A 17,027-nucleotide genomic window follows, 5' to 3' on the forward strand; every position below is an offset into this window, starting at 1 on the left:
GAACCGCGTGAATTCGATCTTCGATCCCAATCGGGAACCGCGCCTACCTCGCAGGCTTCTGCGGTTGCCCATTCGTTGCCTCACCCGAGGCAGCAAGAATATCGTCCAAGGCCTGACGACGGTCCGCAGCGTGGGACAATCGCCAGCGAACGGCGTCATCCGCACCATCGCCTTCCCTGATCTCGAGATCCACCGGGCTCACCGCTTCGCCGGTTTTCTGATCGATGAACCCCCAGCGAATCTCCGCGCCCGTCTTGCGATTGACGAAGGTCATGGGCGGTCCCGAAGCACCTGACATGCCGAGGCTGTCGCCGATCTGGGCGAGCACCGGCATGATGGGCGCGATCTGCCAGCCCTTTCGGGTCAGGAGGTATTCAAACCGTTCCGGGTTCACCTGATAGCGCCGCCGCTCGATGAGGCCATTGGCTTCCAGGTGCTTCAGCCGGTCACTGAGCGTCGCATTGGTGATGCCTGACGACTGGCGAAAATCCTCATAGCGGCTGAGACCGCAGACGAGATCGCGCAGGATCAGCAGCCCCCACCGATCGCCGATCGCCGCCATGACGCCGGCAATCGAGCACACCATTCCATCGAAACCCTTCGACCGCATCGGATCCTTTCCCGGCACCCGCGTTATTGCCGGCACCTCTCATCATGAGAGCCACACTAGTTTGCCGGAATGACCGTTTCAAGAAAGCTCGACAGCCACGAGGCCTGCGACAAACCGGACCGGCAAACTGCTTGCCGCACAGTAACTCTTATTATAAGAGTTATAAACATCATTGGCGAGTGACCCACTCCCATTGATCGCAGCCAGCGGGCCGATGCCCGATCGAGATCGAGCCGGATCGCTGCAACATATCACCGGTTTTGCCAAAACGGGAGGATCTCACATTGGCGCCGAACTCAACCCCAACCTCCATTACCCCGACGTTTGCATTTGCCGGCAGCGCGGCGGCAACAGCCCTCTGGTTCGCAGCCCTTGTCGCAATACCGGAGCTTCAGCGCTCGGACCTGTCCATCTTCGTCGCGCGCATCGCAGTCCATCTCATCGTGCTCGGTGGAACCTGGGCAGCATTGTCCCGCACCGCCCTCACCACGTCAGAGCGGACGTGGACCTGGCTGGCGATCGCAGTTCCGCTCACCCTATGGCACGGCGCGGCCTGGATCATTGTCGCCGATGGCCTACTCCTGCCGGGAGCAATTTCAATCCCGTTGCTGCCGCTGATGATCGTGGTGCCGACGACGGTCGTCATCACGATCCTGTCGCGCTCGGACCGGATCGGTTTGCTGCTCGATGCCATGCCCGCCAGCTGGCTGATCGGCCTGCAGGCCTACAGGGTGATCGGCGGCCTGTTCTTCGCCAACTGGCTGGCCGGCACGGCGCCGGGCGTGTTTGCCCTTCCTGCCGGCACAGGTGACGTGATCACCGGCCTGATGGCCTTGCCGACAGCCGTATTGCTTGCAAGCGGCCGGCCAGGCAGCGCCCGGGCGGCTCTGTTCTGGAATCTCTTCGGCATGGCCGATCTCGTCGTCGCAGTCACGCTCGGCGCCCTCACGACGCCCGGCCCCCTGCAGCAGCTCGCCCTCGATCATCCCAACCTGACGACCGGGACCTACCCCACCGCCATCATTCCGGCCTTCACCGTTCCCACCTCTCTCGTCCTGCATGCGCTTTCACTGCGCCAATTGCTGAGGCGTACGCGGAATACGGCAGCCCTTGCCGTGTGACGGCGAAATATCTCCGGGCCTGAAGCCCGGAGCCCCCTCAGACAGGAACGCTGAGGCCCACCTTGATCCTGTCCATGGCGACGAACGTCCGAAACCGCTTCACATTTTTGTTGCCGAAGAACAGGCGCCGCGTCAGCGCCTCGTAATCGGCCATAGATGGCACGACGATGACGAGCACGAAGTCGGCCTCGCCGGTCACGTAATAACACTGCTGGATTTCCGGAGCGGCGGCGAATTCTCGCTTCGCCGCTTCGATCTGCTCGGCCGTTTCGCTGATGACCTCGATCTCGACGAAAATGGTGATGGCCTGCCCGACGGCGGCGGGATCGAGCACGGCGATATTGGCCCTGATCACGCCTTCCTCCGTCATCCGCTTGATGCGCCGCTGCACTGACGGCGCCGACAGGTTGACGGCCTCGCCGATCGTCCTTTGCGGCGTGGTATTGTCGCGCTGGAGGATCTCGAGGATCTTGCGGTCGAAGGCATCGAGCGCTGATATCGAAGGGGCAGGCATGGGCATCCCTCATGAAACAAACTTGCAAAAACGCCCTTCAATATCAGCGCATTTTTCGCTCGCTCTGCAATATGTTTCCATGCGGAAGCAAGCGAGGCCTTCATGTTCATTCTCAACACGACAAGCGATTATCGACATCCGCTCGAAGCGGCGGACGCGGAGACACTGGGCATTGCCGCTGCCACGGCCGTGGAAGACCACCTGCGCTATCGCGACGACAATGCGCAAACGCCGCTCATCTCCCTGCCGGCGCTTGCCGCCGCGTCAGGCGTTGCCACGATCCACGTCAAGGATGAGGGAAAGCGGCTCGGGCTCGGCAGTTTCAAGGCGCTCGGCGGCGCCTATGCCGTCAGCCGCCTCGTTCTGGAGGCAGCGGAAGCAAAGCTCGGACGCAAGGTCGAGATGGCAGACCTGCATGCCCCGGACGTGCGAAAACTCGCGGAGACCATGACCTTCGCCTGCGCTACCGATGGCAATCACGGCCGCTCGGTCGCCCAGGGCGCAGCCCTTGTCGGCGCGCGCGCTGCAATTTTCGTCCATGCCGGCGTCAGCGACGAACGCGTCGCTGCAATCGCCCGCTTCGGCGCTGAGATGATCCGGGTCGATGGCAGCTATGACGATTCTGTCAGGGACGCCGCCCGCGTCGCAAAAGAACGCGGCTGGACCGTCGTGTCCGACACGTCCTGGCCCGGCTATGAACGTATCCCCGGTCTCGTCATGCAGGGCTATACGGCCCTGGTGCGCGAGGTGCTGAAACAGATGCCGCAGCCGCCGACGCATGTCTTCATCCAGTCCGGCGTCGGCGGCATCGCCGCTGCCGTTGCCGGTCACCTCGCGATCGTGCTCGGCGCACAGCGTCCGGTCTTCACCGTCGTCGATCCCGCCCGCGCCGCCTGCCTGTTCGAAACCGCGCGCGCCGGCCATCCCGTCACCATTGCCCATGGCGAACCGACGGTCATGGCGATGCTGGAATGCTACGAGCCCTCGCTTGTCGCCTGGCGCATCCTGTCGCGTACCGCCGATGCCTTCATGACCGTCGAAGAGGAAGACGCGGTCTCCGTGATGCGCCGGCTTGCCGAGCCCTTGGATGGAGATCCTGCCATCGTCGCCGGCGAAAGCGGTGGTGTCGGCCTTGCCGGTCTCCTGAAGGCGCTCGCCGACCCCGCGGCAAAATCCGCTCTTTCCCTTGGCCCGGATTCGCGCATCTTCGTGGTAAACACGGAAGGCGCCACCGATCCCGGCCGATATCAGGAGATCGTCGGACGCTCGCCGGATGCGGTCCTGACGCGAGGTGCGGAATGAGCAAGACATCCATCGACGCATCGAGGCTCCTTGGCCGGCTTGCCGAACTCGGCGCGATCGGCCGCGATGCGGACGGCAGGCTGGTGCGCCTTGCCGCCTCCGACGCGGACAAGCTCGGCCGCGATCGTCTCGTCGCCTGGATCGAAGCCGCCGGACTGGAGCTCGCAATCGACCGGATCGGCAATATCTTCGGTATCTGGATGCCCGATGGCACGCAGGATCGCGCCCCGCTTTTGCTCGGCTCGCATATAGATACCGTCATCGACGCCGGCATCTATGACGGATGTTACGGTGTGCTCTCGGCCCTCGAAGTCATCGAAACGCTGAAGGCATCGGGCTTTGCGCCGTCCCGCCCCATCGCCGTAGCCGCCTTCACCAATGAGGAAGGCGTACGCTATGCGCCCGATATGATGGGCTCGCTCGTCTATGCCGGCGGGCTCGATACGGAGACAGCGCTGGCGACCACGGGAACGGACGGGTCACTGCTCGGTGACGAGCTGAAACGCATCGGCTATGCGGGCGACAGGAAACCGGGTTTCCTCACGCCACACGCCTATATCGAACTCCATATCGAGCAGGGTCCGGTTCTGGAGCGCGAGGGTTTGTCCCTCGGCGCAGTCGAAAACCTGCAGGGCATTTCCTGGCAGCGCGTGACGATCGAGGGCGACGCCAACCACGCCGGCACCACGCCGATGACCATGCGCCGCGATGCCGGTCATGCGAGCGCCCGCGTCATCACCTTCCTGCGCGAGCGGGCAATGGCATCGAACACGCCGACGGTCGCGACGGTCGGCTGTATGGAATTCCAGCCGAACGCCATCAACATCATCCCCTCGAAGGCGATTTTCACGGTCGATCTGCGCGATCCGGACGAGGACCGGCTGCGGGAGGAAGAGGCAGCCCTTGCCCGCTTCCTCGAAAGCCTGTCGGCGGAAGAGCAGGTCGCAATCTCCGTGCAGCGGCTTGCCCGCTTCGAGCCGGTCAAATTCGACGAGCGGATCGTCGCCGCGATCGAGACCGCCGCCCGAGCGCGCGCTCTGCCCTGCAGGCGCATGACCTCAGGTGCCGGCCACGATGCCCAGATGATCGCCCGCATCGCGCCATCGGCCATGATCTTCGTGCCGAGCAAGGGCGGCATCAGCCACAATCCCAGGGAATTTACCGAAAATGATGATCTTGTTGCCGGCGCCGACATCCTGCTCGATGTCGTCACCAGCCTGACGGAGGAGAAATGACTATGGATCTCGACCGACTGGCCGCCGACATGCGCGCATGGAGACGCCATCTCCATGCTTATCCGGAATTCGGCTTCGAGGAGAAGCAGACCTCGGCCTTCGTCGCCGAAAAGCTCCGCGAATTCGGCCTCGACGATGTCGCCGAAGGGATCGGCGGCACCGGTGTCGTCGGCACCCTGAAGCGCGGCAGCGGCAACCGCTCGATTGCGCTCAGAGCTGATATGGATGCGCTCCGCATCCCCGAACAGGCAGACCGGCCCCATGCTTCCCGCAATCCCGGCGTCATGCATGCCTGCGGCCATGATGGCCACACCGCCATGCTGCTCGGTGCGGCCAGAATGCTTGCCGAAGACGGCGGTTTCGACGGCACGGTGCGCTTCATCTTCCAGCCCGCGGAGGAATGGGGCAAGGGCGCGCTCGCCATGATCGAGGACGGGATTTTCGAACGCTTCCCCTTCGACGAGATCTACGGCATCCACAACCTGCCGGGCTTGCCCGTCGGCCATTTCCAGACGCGTCCCGGCGCCCTCATGTCGGCGGAAGACAATTTCGAGATCGTGCTCAAGGGCACCGGCGGCCATGCCGCCCGCCCGAACGCCACGAACGAAGTCCTGGTTGCCGCCTGCGCACTGGTCATGAACCTGCAGACCATCGTCTCTCGCCGCCTCGACCCCACCGATATCGGCGTCGTTTCCGTCACCGAACTCCTGACCGACGGCACCCGCAATGCCCTGCCCGGCCTTGCCCGCATCTTCGGCGACGCAAGGAGCTTCCACCCCGATGTCAGCGCCGAAATCGAAAAGCAGATGCGTGTGATCGCCGAAGGCACGGCGCTCACCTACAACCTCGCCGCCGAACTCACCTACACACGGGAGTTCGTTCCTCTGCTGAACGACCCCGCCCTTGCCGAAGAGGCGCTCGCCGCCGCCCGCGACGTCTTCGATCCCGCGAGCATCGAGATCCGGAAGGAACCGATGACGGCATCGGAGGATTTCGCCCGTTTCCTTGGCCTGGCACCCGGCTGCTACGTGTTCCTCGGCAATGGCGAGGATTCCGCACCGCTGCACAATCCGACCTTCGATTTCAATGATGACGGACTGCTCCATGGTGCAAGGTTGCACGCGAGCATCGTCCGCCGCCGCCTTTCACATGCTGACCGGAAATAATTGTCGGCGTCGGATCTAAAAGTGGATTGCAGAACTCCTCTTTAACGCCTAAAGCGACTCCGCCTAGTCTGTGGAGGATACGCAATGGCCACCAACGTCCGGAAATTCGCAACTCTCATCGGCCTCTTGTCCGCGATGGCGAGTGCCCCCGTGTTCGCTGAGGATGGTAAAACCATCTCTGTAATCGACGACCGTGGCGTCAAGGTCGAGGTTCCGGTCCAGCCCAAGCGGATCGCGGCAATTTCCTATTTCGCGGATGACGTCGCCCTTGCTCTCGGCATCAAGCCCGTGGCCAGCACCTACATGACAAAAGGGCGCGAGCCGGACTTCCTTCTCGGCATGACTGCCGGTTTGAAGCAGATCGGCCAGCGGGCAAAACCCAATCTCGAGCTTCTGTCCGAAGCAAAGCCCGACCTGATCGTGGCTATCCGCCGCTACACGGTGGGCAACGCGCCGCAGCTTGAGAAGATCGCCCCCTATGTCGCCTACAATATGGAACTGCTTGATGGCAGCGATCGCGAGATCGCCGAGCTTTCGAAAATCCTCGGCAACCCGGAGCGCGGCGTTCAGTTGAACAAGGAATTCCGGGAGCATCTCGCGGACTACGCCGCCAAAGCCCCCAAGGATGTCCATCCTCGTTTCGCGATCATGTGGGGCGGCGAAACGCCGTTCGCGTTCCACACCGAAAACACCTCCGCTTCGATCCTGGCAGCCATTGGAGGCGACAATATCGCCGGCAACATGACGCCGGGTGGTGAGTTCGGCATCGATCTCAGCCTGGAAACCATGCTGGAGAAGGATCCGGAAGTCCTCTTCATCTACGATTCAGGTCCCGACCGGCCGCATGAAAACAACCCGATCTGGCAGGAATTGACTGCCGTGAAGAACAAGCGGGTGTTCTATGTCGGCGACCAGTGGGTCGAAACGAACGGCCCCATCGCGCGCGAGATCGTGCTGCGCGAAGCGGCTCACTACCTCTATCCGGAGACGTTCCCCGCAGTCGACGTGCGGGCGGAAGCCGCCAAGATCATTCCGGCCGAAGCACAGAGATAACCGGTTGATCGCGACGACGATGAACGCTCGCAAATCCTCTTTTGCCATTGGGTTCGTCGTCGCCGCGACACTGCTGATTGTGCTCGCTGGCTTGCTGCCGGGCGCAAAGATGCTCTCCTTCGATACCGTGCTGCGCGTGCTCCTTGCCCCGGATGCAAAGATCGACTCGATCCTCGTCTGGACCTTGAGATTGCCGCGCAGCCTTGCAGCCGCCGTCGCGGGCACTGGTCTTGCCGTGTCGGGCTACCTTCTGCAGTCGTTGACGCGCAATCCGCTCGCCGATCCCGGCATCACCGGCGTCACAGCCGGCGCTGTCGCGCCGATCGTCGGGTGCTTCGTTCTCCTGCCCTGGATCTCGTCTGCCTATTACCCCCTGGTTGGCCTCGCCGGCGGACTGGCTGCTGCTTCGGTCACCTTCTGGGTGGCCAGAGGCGGCAACGGACGCCCCCTGCACCTGGCGCTCGGCGGCGTCAGCGTTTCGCTCTTCCTTGGCGCAATCACGATCTATGTCCTGCTGCTCGCAGGGCCGCAGTCGACCGCACTTCTCTTCTGGTTATCAGGAGGCTTCCAGGGCCGCACATGGTCGCATCTGGTCCATATGCTGCCGTGGATCGGCGTCGGCGTTGTCGGAGCACTATTGCTGCACCGGGTCATCGCCATGTTTGCGCTGAGCGAGCACGCGGCCGCGGCTATGGGTCTGCAGCTCGACGTCTGGAAGCCGGTCCTGCTTGTTCTCGCAATCTGTCCCGTGGCCGGCGTCGCTCCGGTGGCCGGCCCGGTCGCCTTCGTCGGCCTTGCCGCCCCGCACATCGCTCGTCTTATCAAGCCGCAGGGCACGATCTGGGAGATCGCGCTGACGGCGGCAACTGGAGCATTTATCGTGACCTGCGCGGATCTGGTTGCCCGAACGATCGCCATTCCCAAGGAATTGCCGGTCGGCATCATCACCGCGCTCCTTGGCGGGCCGGTCTTCGTCTACCTGATCCAGCGCGGCCGCCTCGACTTCCAGCGGGATGTCGCATGATCATGGCGTCCCCGGCACAGACCCGATCGGCCGCCTGGCTGCTGCCATCAGGCCTTGCGCTTGTCGTCCTGTCTCTCGTCGCCGCGGTCTTTCTGGGCGTGGTGGATATTCCTGCCGCAGATATCGCCGCCGCCCTGAGCGGACACGGGTCCCCGGAAGCCCGTTCGATCATCATCGATATCCGCCTGCCGCGGATCGTCACCGGCATATTGGCGGGCATTCAGTTCGCCGTCGCGGGCCTCCTGCTGCAAACCATCACCCGGAACCCTCTTGCAGACCCTTCCCTGATGGGTGTCTCGCAGGGCGCGACGCTGACGGTGACGATATTCCTGCTGTTCACCGTCTATATCTTCGACCCGGGCTCGAACACACTCGCCGAACTGCCGATCGCATGGCTGCCGGCGGCCGGCCTGGCCGGCGGTCTGGCAGCAGGCGGGATCATTTATCTGCTGGCCTTCCGGCTCGATCTCAGCCCTCTCCGGATCACCCTCTGCGGCATTGCGATCGGAGCGGTTCTGCATGCGCTCGCCATTGGATTGATTGCAGGCTGGGGTTCGGCGAGGATAGAAATCATTCTCGAATGGCTCTCGGGAAGTCTCTATGCCCGCACCTGGGATCACGCGCTCTTTCTCCTGCCGTTCACGATATCAGGCCTTGCCGTCCTGCCCTTGATCTATCGCCCACTGGTCCTGCTGCAACTGGATGCCTCGGTCGCCGCTTCCTTCGGCCTTTCTTACCGCAGGCAATTCTCCCTGGTGCTTCTGGTGTCCTGCGCTCTTGCGGCAAGCGCGGTCGGCGCAGTCGGCCCCATCATCTTCATCGGGCTTGTCGTCCCCCACCTCGCCCGCTTCCTGGCCGGACGCCACTTCCGGCTGGTCATTCCCCTGACGGTCGTCCTCGGCGCGGTTCTCGTCACGCTCGGCGATCTCGTTGGCCGCCTCGTCGGGGGCGCCGAAGAAATCCCGATCGGCGTGGTCACCGCAATCCTCGGCGTGCCCGTTCTTCTTGCCCTTCTCCGCAAAGTTCCCTGAGATCGCCCATGCCGCTGAGCTGTTCGCAACTATCTGTTTTCTACGGCCGCCGAAAGGCGCTCAGCGGCTTTCGCCTCTCCATGGAAAAAGGCGAAATCCGCACGCTGATCGGTCCCAATGGCTCAGGCAAGAGCACCGCGCTGCAGGCGCTCGCCGGATTGATCAAACCGGCAGAAGGATCTGCCACGATCGAGGATCTGTCCGTCGCTTCGATGTCACGGCGCGCCATCGCCAGGAAGCTTGCCTTCCTGCCGCAGCAGCCTTCGGCCCCTGATGAAATGACAATTGCGCAGCTCGTGCGCCAGGGCCGGTTTTCCCATGTCGGCCTGTTTCGCTCTTATGACGGCAAGGACGAAAAAGCCATCGAATGGGCGCTCGACAGCACCGGCCTGACGAGCATGGCGGACAGGGCACTGCGGGAATTGTCCGGAGGCGAGCGCCAGCGGGCATGGATATCGGCGGCCCTTGCGCAAGAAGCCGGCATCCTGCTCCTCGATGAGCCAACCTCCTTCCTCGACATCGGCTATCAGGTGGAGATCCTCGATCTCATCCACCGCCTCAGCCGGGAAAAGGACGTCACGATCGTCATGGCGATCCACGACATCAATCAGGCGATCGCCGTCAGCGACCGCATTTCACTTCTCGAGCGGGGAGAATTGCGTTTCGATGGTGAGCCGAGAGCGCTCGCAGAAAGCGGCCTGATCGAAAAAACGTTCCGGGTCAAAGGGCGGTTCGTCGAGGTTGATCCCGACAAGCCGCCGCATTTCGACGTCGAACTTACGCGGCTCGCCCGTCCGGGCGCTTGACGAGCCGGAAGACGATCTTGGTCTGGGTGTAGTAATCCAGCGCATCGGCAAAATCGGGTGTCCAGCCATCCTCGACGAAGGGGATGAAACCGTCATATTCCAGCTTCCTGCCTGAAACCTGGAAGCCAGCCTTGGCAAATGCGCGTCCGTAGTCGGTGATCGAGCGATCCTGCACCACCGTGTTCGTCCGCTTGGCGACAAGCTCACGCCATTTCGGCCAAAGTGGATTGTCGGTATGGCAGCCGGTCACCGCATAATAGACGCCACCCGGCTTGAGCGACTTCCAGATATCGGCAGCATGCGCATCGATGTCCTCGACGAGGTAGATGACTTCGTGGCTGATCGCCAGATCGAATTCCTCCACCCATCCGTCAAGTGTTCCGCCGACCGCATGCTGTACAGGAAGGTTGCCCTTGAGCGCTTCGGCCTTGGCGACCGACTGCTCGGCGATATCGATGCCCAGCGCCTTGCGAAACGGGCGGATGGCATAGAGGTGCCGCAGCAGACCGCCCTGATTGCAGCCGAAATCGAGAACGCTTTTTTCCGAAAGGTCGCGCTCGGTGATGATGTCGATGAGGTGTCGCCAGATTGGCGCATGCCCATCCGCCATCCGATCTTCTGCGTCGGGATCGACATACCAGGTGGTTATGGTTTTGCGGACATCATTGCTCATTGTTTCTCCGACGCATTTCATTCGATGCGAGGTTCATAAAGCGGCGAAGACGGTATGAAAAGGTCGGTACCCACTCCGGCTCGAATGACGTTTCGCGCCAACGCTATCAGCAGCCTTGTTCCTCACACCTGCTGCCCTAATTCCCTGACTGATTTAGGAGACAGTATGGACCAAGTTTTGAGCAAGAAGGCGAAGACCGGGGTAGAAGGCCTGGACGATATATTGGTCGGCGGATTTACACGCCGGCATGTATTCCTGCTGGAAGGTTCGCCCGGCACTGGAAAGACCACGATTGCGCTGCAATTTTTGCTTGAAGGCGCAAACCTGAATGAGCGCTGTCTCTACATAAGTCTGTCCGAGACCGAGGAAGAGTTGCGCGACAGCGCAGCCTCGCATGGGATGGAACTTGGCGACGGCATCGAAATCTTCGAACTCGTGCCACCTGAAAGCCTGCTCGATGCCGACCAGCAGCAGAGCCTTCTCTATTCATCGGACCTGGAACTCGGCGAAACCACCAAGCTGATCTTCGAGGCCTTCGAGCGGATAAGGCCGCAAAGGGTCGTCATCGACAGCCTCTCGGAAATCAGGCTGCTCGCCCAAAGCTCGCTGCGCTATCGCCGGCAGATCCTTGCGCTGAAGCATTTCTTCTCGCGGTCGGACGCCACGGTCCTTCTCCTCGACGACATGACCTCGGACAATCTCGACAAGACCGTCCACAGCGTCGTTCACGGGGTGATCCATCTGGAGCAGCTGGCCCCCGATTACGGCTCGGAACGCCGCCGGCTGCGGGTCATCAAATATCGCGGCCAGTCCTTTCGCGGCGGCTACCACGACTTCGTCATCAAGACCGGCGGCGTCGCGGTGTTTCCGCGGCTGCGCGCGATCGAGCACAAGACGGGCTTTGACAGGACGACACTCTCAAGCGGCATCCGGGAATTCGATGATCTCCTTGGCGGCGGGCTCGAGCGCGGCTCAAGCACACTGCTGATCGGCCCGGCCGGCACCGGCAAGAGCCTGTTTGCCCTGCAATTCGTCGATGCGGCCGTCAAGCGTGGCGAAAAGGCCGCGATCTTCATCTTTGACGAAGAGCTTGGGCTGCTCTTCACGCGGACGAAATCGATGGGTATCGACCTCGAGAAGATGAGCGACGAAGGGCTGATCCATATCGAGCAACTGGATGCGGCCGAACTCTCCCCCGGGGAGTTTGCCCAGCGTGTCCGGGACCGGGTTGCAAGCTACGACGCCAAGACCGTCGTGATCGACAGCATCAACGGCTACCAGGCATCGATGCCGCAGGAAAACGCGCTTATCCTGCACATGCACGAACTGCTTCAATATCTGAACCGCCAGGGTGCCAACACGTTCCTCACCGTTGCCCAGCATGGCCTCGTCGGCGACATGAAGTCACCCGTCGATGTCACCTATCTCGCCGACAGCGTGATCCTTCTGCGGTATTTCGAGGCGCTGGGAAAAGTGCGCCGGGCGATTTCCGTCGTCAAGAAACGAACCGGCAGGCATGAGGAGACCATACGGGAATTCCGGATCACGAGTACCGGGCTGACCCTGGGCGGGCCGCTTTCCGGCTTCCAGGGCGTGCTTCGCGGCGTTCCGACATTTGTCGGCGAAAAACAGCCGCTTCTTCAAATGCCAGAAGAGGACAGGGACAATTCCTAACTGGGACGCCATCGGCCTGATCCATGCCCCCATCGGGCGTGACGCGCAGATTGCCGCTTCGCTTCTGCAGGAAGCGGGTATTAAATCAAAAGCGGCGCCGGATCTTCCCTCCTTCGTCGAAAACCTCGATGACAATGTCGCCTTTGCCATTGCCACCGAGGAGGCGTTGCGATCAGCCGACCTTCGCGCCATCTCCGCCTGGATCGAGGAGCAGCCGAGCTGGTCAGACCTGCCGTTCATCATTCTGACCAACAGAGGCGGCGGTCCGGAACGCAATCCCGCAGCCGCCAGGCTTTCCGAAGTCCTGGGCAATGTCAGCTTCATCGAGCGCCCGTTCCACGCAACCACCTTCATCAGCGTTGCCCGCTCCGCCATGCGCGGGCGGCGACGGCAGTTCGAGGCCCGCTCCCGCATGGAAGCGCTCGATGAAGGCGAGCGCCGGCTGCAGACCGCGCTGGAAGCCGGACGGCTCGGCGCATGGGAACTCGACCTTGCCTCAGGCGTGCTGACGACCTCGACGACCTGCAAGGCCATTTTCGGCCGTCGCCCCGAGGAACCCTTCACCTATGACGATTTGCAGCGTTCCATTCACTCTGACGACAGGGAACGCATGCAGGCCGCGATGAGCAGGACCGTTGAAACCGGTGCGGACTATTCGATCGAATATCGCACGGTCTGGAGGGATGGCTCCGTCCACTGGGTCGAAATCCGGGCACAGCTCTACCGGGACCGCTCCGGCAGGGGCATCAAGCTGGTCGGAGTCTCTGCCGATATCACCGCGCGGCTGAAGGCGGAGGAACATCAGCGCCAGATCAATGAAATACTGGAGGAAAGGGTCGCCGAGCGCACACGCGAACTCGAGCAGGCCCATGCCGTGGTCATGGCGGAAGTCAGCCAGCGCGAACGCGCCGAAGAGCAGCTTCGCCAGGCCCAGAAGATGGAGGCGATCGGCCAGCTGACGGGCGGCGTGGCGCACGACTTCAACAATCTGCTGATGGCGGTCCTCGGTAATCTCGAACTGCTGCGCAAATATGTCGGAAACGATATCAGGGCCGCCCGCCTGATCGAGGGCGCCCTGCAGGGAGCAAAGCGCGGCGCCTCCCTCACCCAGAGACTGCTTGCCTTTGCCCGGCGGCAGGACCTGCACATCGATCCCGTCGACATGCGCACCCTCGTGCTCGGCATGACGGACCTGTTGAAGCGCTCCGTCGGCTCCACCATCATGATCGAAACCACGGTTCCCGATAATCTTCCCCTCGTGTCGGCAGATGCCAACCAGATCGAGCTCGCCCTCCTCAATCTCGCCGTCAACGCCCGCGACGCAATGCCGGACGGAGGCACGATCCGCATTGCGCTGAAGCAGGCGGAGCAGATTGCGCCAACCGACGAACTTGCCTCCGGCAGCTACGTCGTCCTGACCGTCGCCGACCAGGGCTACGGCATGGACAAGGAAACGCTGCAAAAGGCGATCGAACCCTTCTTTTCGACCAAGGAACTCGGAAAGGGAACAGGGCTCGGCCTCTCCATGATCCATGGCCTCGCCCTGCAATTGAAGGGCGACCTGAAACTGGAGAGCACGCCCGGCAAGGGCACGACGGCCGAACTCTGGATTCCCGTCTCCACATCGGCCAGCGTCCACGCCGAGCCGGATGAGACAATGCCCGCAGACGCGGACACGCTGTCGGGCCCGAAGCGCATATTGCTCGTCGACGACGACGTCCTGATCGCCATGAGTTCGGCCGATATGCTCACCGATCTCGGCCATGAGGTGGTCGAGGCCCACTCGGGCAAGGAAGCTCTCGAGTGCCTGGGCAGCGGCGCAGACTTCGATCTGATGATCACCGATTACTCCATGCCCGGCATGACCGGCGGAGACCTCGCCAAAGCCGCCCGCACGATCGCCCCCGGCCTGCCGATCCTCATCGCATCCGGCTATGCCGAACTCCCGCCCGGACTGGACCTCGACGTCGCCAAGCTCGGAAAGCCCTACACCCAGGATCAACTTGCGCAGGAGATCGGCAAGCTGATGGTCGCCCACTGAGCCGACGCGCATCTTGCGCACCGAATCCGGATGGCTCAATAGCCACCCGAATCCGATGTCGGGTTTAGATTACCTGTCCGACGTCGATACGGTTCCCGTCGATGTCTTCAAAGACGAAAGCACGCAGGCCATAATCCTTGTTCTGCAGGTTTTTGATGACCCTTGCGCCATGCTGCTTGCAAACCGCATGCAACGCATCGACATCGTCCACCAGCAAGTGGGCAACGTTGAAGTCCGCAGCCTTGTGAGTTTTCTGCAAGGTCAGATGCAGCTCGCCGCCATCCCGCTTCAGGATCATGAAACCGACGGGATTTCCATTTTCGAAGACTTTGTGAAAGCCGAGAACATTGGCGTAGAAGCCATAGGCTTTTTCCATGTCCTTGACGGGAATCATAGCGGCAATCCGACCGAAACGGACACCGTGATCAGCGATTTCATTCATCGCATAACCTCTGCTTGCGAAGCCACGCTCACAGTTCAGACGGTGCTGGATCGATGTGAGGCGCTTCGATGTTGGAATGAGATGGACGGTGCCAACAGGAAAGATCTAACGCGAAACCGCTTGCCTGAGAAGAGGCAGGGCCCATCTCTTGCCTCGCCGCAGCGCGAAACCGTGCAGAACGCCTGCTGCGTCACCATGCCGGCCATTTTGCAGAAGACGTCCCATCTCTTTCGCGCTATGAAGATTATCGATAATCCCGCCCCATCCGACACGGAGATCCCTTATGGCTTTGAAGATCCTTTTCATCGGCGGCACCGGCCAGATTTCCTATCCCTGCGTCGAGCGCGCGGTCGCTGAGGGCCATCAGGTCAGCGTCTTCAACCGCGGCCTCAGGGGCGATCCACTGCCCGCCGGCGTCACCTCCATCGTCGGCGAACTGGGATCATCGGCCTATGCCGATCTCGCAAAGGCCAATTACGACGTCGTCACCCAGTTCATCGCCTTCACGCCGGATCAGATCGCCCGCGATATCGAGATCTTCTCCGGCCATTGCGGCCAGTACATCTTCATCTCGTCGGCCTCGGTCTACGAAAAGCCGGCCCGCCATTACATCATCACCGAGGAGAAGACGCCGGCGATCAACCCGTACTGGCCCTACAGCCAGGCCAAGATCGCCTGCGAGGAACTGCTGAAGAAGGCGAACAATCTCCCCTGGACAATTGTGCGCCCCAGCCACACTGTCCGCACCGGCCTGCCCATCATGATGGGCGACAGCGATGTCATGGCGCGGCGCATGCTGGACGGCGAGCCGACCATCGTTGCCGGCGACGGCCACACGCCCTGGACGCTGACCCGCTCGGTCGATTTCGCCGTGCCCTTCGTCGGCCTCTTCGGCAAGCAGAAGGCCCTGCAGGACATCTTCCACATCACCAACGACCACGCCCACATCTGGGATCACATCCAGCAGGCGATCGCCCGCCTGCTCGGCGTCGAGGCGAAGATCGTGCACGTGCCGACGGATACGCTCGTCAAGTACAATCCCGAATGGATCGGCCCGCTGACCGGCGACAAGGCCTGGACCGCGATTTTCGATAATTCCAAGGTCAAGAGCGTGGCCGGCGACTTCACCTGCGCCCAAAGCCTGGATGAAATCCTGGCCGAACCGATCATGCACCTCAAGCAGCGTTTCGCGAAGGGCCGTCCGCCGAAAGGCGATTTCGACGCTCTGATCGATCGCATCTGCGCCGAACAGAGCGCGCTCGGCCGGGCCTGACTTTCTGGACCCCGGCGCTCGTCGACAGGCGCCGGGCATCCTCTCATATCTGCGTCGAGCCACCGTCGACGCTCAGCGCCACACCCGTCACGGAAGCCGCATCGCTGGAAGCAGGAAACAGCACGGCCCCTGCAACTTCATCGGCGAAGTCGCCGCTTGGGAGCATCCCTGCTACGTCTCGACAGCACGAAGGCATTTCATGACCTCGCGTAGCCCCCGCGTCAGATGTTTGTCGCGCCGGATCACCATGCCCAGCTGGCGCACGAGCGGCGGCTGGACGGCGGACGTCACGAACCGGCCCCGGTCGCGCTTCAGGGCAAGGCCGGGGAGTACCGACCACCCAAGCCCCGCGGCAATCAGTTCCTTGATCGCCTCGACGCTACCGAACTCCATCGCGGGTTCGCTCCTGAGGCCGGCAGCAGCGAACCAGTCGTCGGTCATGCGACGCGTATTGCCGCCGTCGTAGAGCATCATGATCTTGTCCTTGAAGAATTCGGGCGTCGGCCCGTCCTGCGGCATCGCGCTGCCCTTCGGCGCCACGGCGACGAGCTCATCCTCGTAGAAGGGCTCGATCTCGATGGAGCGGCCGGAAGCCGGCAGCGTGACGACGGCGATATCGAGCGCATTGGTTTCGAGATCGCGCACCATCTCGTCGGTATTGCCGACACGCACCACGATCTCCAGACCCGGCATGCGCTTCTTGGCGGCGGCGATCGCCCGCGGCAGCAGGTGGATCGAGGCCGTACCGCCGCTGCCGATCCGCACGCGACCCACCGCCCCCTGCCTGTAGGGCGCCATCGCCTCCTCGGCCGCCGCACATTCGCCGACGATCCGGCGTGCGTGGGCAAGCAGCTCGACGCCCGCCGCCGATGGCTGCGCCCGGCGCCCGACGCGCTCGATCAGCCGAACCCCCATCCGCTGTTCCAGAAGCTTGACCTGCAGGCTGACCGCCGGCTGCGTCAGCCCTGCCCTCTCGGCGGCAGCGGTGAAACTCCCGAGATCGACGACGCTGACAAAGGCAGCAAGCTGGTCGAGATTCAGCATCAGAAGAATTCCTTATGG

The 17,027-nt window shown here is 62.4% G+C and carries 17 protein-coding genes; 11 read left to right on the forward strand and 6 right to left on the reverse strand.

What is annotated here, in order from left to right; translation table 11 throughout:
* Window positions 1-43: 43 nt before the first annotated feature.
* Window positions 44-610 (reverse strand): winged helix-turn-helix transcriptional regulator, encoded by a 567-nt coding sequence (locus tag FHX06_RS01405; protein WP_183877793.1) that lies wholly within the window; start codon window positions 608-610, stop codon window positions 44-46.
* A 284-nt stretch (window positions 611-894) separates the two neighbouring features.
* Here FHX06_RS01405 and FHX06_RS01410 point away from each other — a divergent pair, with 284 nt between their 5' ends.
* The gene (locus FHX06_RS01410) at window positions 895-1,731 is read left to right on the forward strand and encodes a hypothetical protein (RefSeq protein ID WP_183877795.1); all 837 of its coding nucleotides are present in this window, start codon (window positions 895-897) and stop codon (window positions 1,729-1,731) included.
* Window positions 1,732-1,768: 37 nt separating this feature from the next.
* Here the strand turns inward: FHX06_RS01410 and FHX06_RS01415 are convergent, their stop codons facing one another.
* Entirely contained in the window at window positions 1,769-2,245 is a 477-nt protein-coding gene (locus FHX06_RS01415) for an Lrp/AsnC family transcriptional regulator (RefSeq protein WP_183877797.1), read from the reverse strand.
* A 102-nt stretch (window positions 2,246-2,347) separates the two neighbouring features.
* Between FHX06_RS01415 and FHX06_RS01420 the strand changes: the two genes are divergently transcribed.
* From FHX06_RS01420 to FHX06_RS01450, 7 genes are all read left to right on the forward strand, one after another.
* On the forward strand, window positions 2,348-3,547 hold the full coding sequence (locus FHX06_RS01420) for a diaminopropionate ammonia-lyase (RefSeq protein WP_183877799.1): 1,200 nt from the start codon (window positions 2,348-2,350) through the stop codon (window positions 3,545-3,547).
* Complete coding sequence (locus FHX06_RS01425; protein ID WP_183877801.1) at window positions 3,544-4,782, forward strand: Zn-dependent hydrolase; 1,239 nt, start codon at window positions 3,544-3,546, stop codon at window positions 4,780-4,782. The genes FHX06_RS01420 and FHX06_RS01425 overlap by 4 nt, the downstream gene beginning before the upstream one ends.
* A gap of 2 nt (window positions 4,783-4,784) precedes the next feature.
* Window positions 4,785-5,948 carry a M20 aminoacylase family protein gene (locus FHX06_RS01430; RefSeq protein ID WP_409564328.1) on the forward strand — a complete coding sequence of 388 codons (1,164 nt, stop codon included), beginning with the start codon at window positions 4,785-4,787 and terminating at the stop codon, window positions 5,946-5,948.
* Window positions 5,949-6,032: 84 nt separating this feature from the next.
* The gene (locus FHX06_RS01435; protein WP_113203967.1) at window positions 6,033-7,001 is read left to right on the forward strand and encodes an ABC transporter substrate-binding protein; all 969 of its coding nucleotides are present in this window, start codon (window positions 6,033-6,035) and stop codon (window positions 6,999-7,001) included.
* Between the two features lie 19 nt (window positions 7,002-7,020).
* Window positions 7,021-8,025 carry a FecCD family ABC transporter permease gene (locus FHX06_RS01440; protein ID WP_183877806.1) on the forward strand — a complete coding sequence of 335 codons (1,005 nt, stop codon included), beginning with the start codon at window positions 7,021-7,023 and terminating at the stop codon, window positions 8,023-8,025.
* The gene (locus tag FHX06_RS01445; protein ID WP_183877808.1) at window positions 8,022-9,056 is read left to right on the forward strand and encodes a FecCD family ABC transporter permease; all 1,035 of its coding nucleotides are present in this window, start codon (window positions 8,022-8,024) and stop codon (window positions 9,054-9,056) included. The genes FHX06_RS01440 and FHX06_RS01445 overlap by 4 nt, the downstream gene beginning before the upstream one ends.
* An 8-nt stretch (window positions 9,057-9,064) precedes the next feature.
* Window positions 9,065-9,862: an ABC transporter ATP-binding protein gene (locus FHX06_RS01450; RefSeq protein WP_183877810.1), complete on the forward strand. Its 798-nt coding sequence runs from the start codon at window positions 9,065-9,067 to the stop codon at window positions 9,860-9,862.
* Here the strand turns inward: FHX06_RS01450 and FHX06_RS01455 are convergent.
* Complete coding sequence (locus FHX06_RS01455; RefSeq protein ID WP_018115206.1) at window positions 9,834-10,535, reverse strand: class I SAM-dependent methyltransferase; 702 nt, start codon at window positions 10,533-10,535, stop codon at window positions 9,834-9,836. The genes FHX06_RS01450 and FHX06_RS01455 overlap by 29 nt on opposite strands.
* Window positions 10,536-10,700: 165 nt before the next feature.
* On the opposite strand from FHX06_RS01455, the gene FHX06_RS01460 reads away from it, so the two are divergent.
* Window positions 10,701-12,209, forward strand: a complete 1,509-nt coding sequence (locus FHX06_RS01460; RefSeq protein ID WP_183877812.1) for an ATPase domain-containing protein — start codon at window positions 10,701-10,703, stop codon at window positions 12,207-12,209.
* Window positions 12,202-14,250 (forward strand): ATP-binding protein, encoded by a 2,049-nt coding sequence (locus FHX06_RS01465; protein ID WP_183878382.1) that lies wholly within the window; start codon window positions 12,202-12,204, stop codon window positions 14,248-14,250. The genes FHX06_RS01460 and FHX06_RS01465 overlap by 8 nt, the downstream gene beginning before the upstream one ends.
* Before the next feature lie 64 nt (window positions 14,251-14,314).
* Here the strand turns inward: FHX06_RS01465 and FHX06_RS01470 are convergent, their stop codons facing one another.
* The gene (locus FHX06_RS01470; RefSeq protein ID WP_183877814.1) at window positions 14,315-14,692 is read right to left on the reverse strand and encodes a VOC family protein; all 378 of its coding nucleotides are present in this window, start codon (window positions 14,690-14,692) and stop codon (window positions 14,315-14,317) included.
* A 283-nt stretch (window positions 14,693-14,975) separates the two neighbouring features.
* Between FHX06_RS01470 and FHX06_RS01475 the strand changes: the two genes are divergently transcribed.
* On the forward strand, window positions 14,976-15,965 hold the full coding sequence (locus tag FHX06_RS01475) for an SDR family oxidoreductase (RefSeq protein ID WP_183877816.1): 990 nt from the start codon (window positions 14,976-14,978) through the stop codon (window positions 15,963-15,965).
* 43 nt (window positions 15,966-16,008) lie between these two features.
* Here the strand turns inward: FHX06_RS01475 and FHX06_RS35990 are convergent, their stop codons facing one another.
* On the reverse strand, window positions 16,009-16,131 hold the full coding sequence (locus FHX06_RS35990) for a hypothetical protein (protein WP_018115201.1): 123 nt from the start codon (window positions 16,129-16,131) through the stop codon (window positions 16,009-16,011).
* Between the two features lie 5 nt (window positions 16,132-16,136).
* A complete protein-coding gene (locus FHX06_RS01480) occupies window positions 16,137-17,009 on the reverse strand; it encodes a LysR family transcriptional regulator (RefSeq protein ID WP_183877818.1) in 873 nt (290 codons plus the stop codon).
* Window positions 17,010-17,027 lie beyond the last annotated feature (18 nt).

Origin of the sequence: Rhizobium sp. BK512, from assembly GCF_014194915.1 — a bacterium.
Lineage (GTDB): Bacteria > Pseudomonadota > Alphaproteobacteria > Rhizobiales > Rhizobiaceae > Rhizobium.